This is a genomic window from Arcobacter sp. CECT 8983 (assembly GCF_004118855.1).
Lineage (GTDB): Bacteria > Campylobacterota > Campylobacteria > Campylobacterales > Arcobacteraceae > Halarcobacter.
In genome coordinates this window covers 1-1,342 of the sequence record NZ_PDKF01000015.1, presented here as the reverse complement: position 1 = coordinate 1,342, position 1,342 = coordinate 1, and the positions used below count along the sequence as shown (strand labels likewise).

The 1,342-nt window shown below is 31.7% G+C and carries 1 protein-coding gene; it reads left to right on the top strand.

Features of this window, described 5'->3' with window-relative positions; translation table 11 throughout:
- Window positions 1-311: 311 nt before the first annotated feature.
- Window positions 312-1,342 (top strand): TRAP transporter substrate-binding protein (locus tag CRV01_RS12910; RefSeq protein ID WP_258238416.1); only part of this gene is annotated, 1,031 nt, incomplete at its 3' end.

Sequence of the window (1,342 nt, the reverse complement as noted above, 5' to 3'; positions counted from 1 at the left end):
GAATTAATCAAAGAGTATGCTGAAAAAACTGGTAAATTAGAAATTATTCACTTAACAGAAGAGCAAAAAGATGCTTGGAGAAATGCTGTTAGTAAAATTTACCCTGAGTTCTATGATGAAAATAGTATCGGTGAAGACCTTATCAAAGGTGCTTTAAACACTAAATAATTCTATCAGACTATCGGTTTTTCCGATAGTCTAAATTTCTCAACCTATAAACTACCTTAAATTTACAAATTTAATACACATGTACATAAACCTTACACATCTTTTTATTATAATCCTTATATAGACTAAAAAAGGAGAAAAATATGACTAAAACAATGAAAGGGATAGTATCAAGTGTTGCAGTTGCATCACTATTATTATTCACAGGTTGTGGGGACAACAAAGAGGAGACTAAAACTGCTGAGGCTAAGCCTGCTGCTGAAAAATTTGTGCTTAAATTCTCACACGTTGTAAGTCCTAATACACCTAAGGGAAAAGCTGCTGATTACTTTGAAAAAAGACTTGAAGAATTATCTGATGGTAGAATTGACGTTCAAGTTTACCCATCTTCTCAGTTATATAAAGACAATGCTGTTTTAAAAGCATTAAAATTAGATTCTGTTCAAATGGCTGCACCGTCATTTTCTAAGTTTGGTAAAATTGTACCTCAATTAGCTTTATTTGATTTACCATTTTTATTCAAAGATGTTGATCACTTACATAGAGTTCAAGATGGTGAAGTTGGTCAAAAACTAAAAGATATGGTTACTGATAAAGGTTATGTTGCATTATCTTTCTGGGATAATGGTTTCAAACAATTATCTTCTTCTACTAAACCTCTAATTTTACCTGAAGATGCTGAAGGTCAAAAATTTAGAATTATGTCTTCTAAAGTTTTAGAAGCTCAATTCCATGCTGTTGGTGCTAATCCACAAATGATGCCTTTCTCTGAGGTTTATTCTGGATTACAACAAGGTGTTATTGATGCAGCTGAAAACCCAATTTCTAACATTTATACTAAAAAATTCCATGAAGTTCAAAAATACTTAACTATTTCTGACCACGGTTACTTAGGTTATTTAGTTGTTATGTCTCAAAAATTCTGGAACTCTTTACCAGCTGATTTACAAGAAGATGTAAAACAAGCTATGCAAGAAGCTACTGAAAAAGAAAGAGAGTTTGCTGCACAGTTAAATGACGATCAATTTGAATTAATCAAAGAGTATGCTGAAAAAACTGGTAAATTAGAAATTATTCACTTAACAGAAGAGCAAAAAGATGCTTGGAGAAATGCTGTTAGTAAAATTTACCCTGAGTTCTATGATGAAAATAGTATCGGTGAAGACCTTATCAA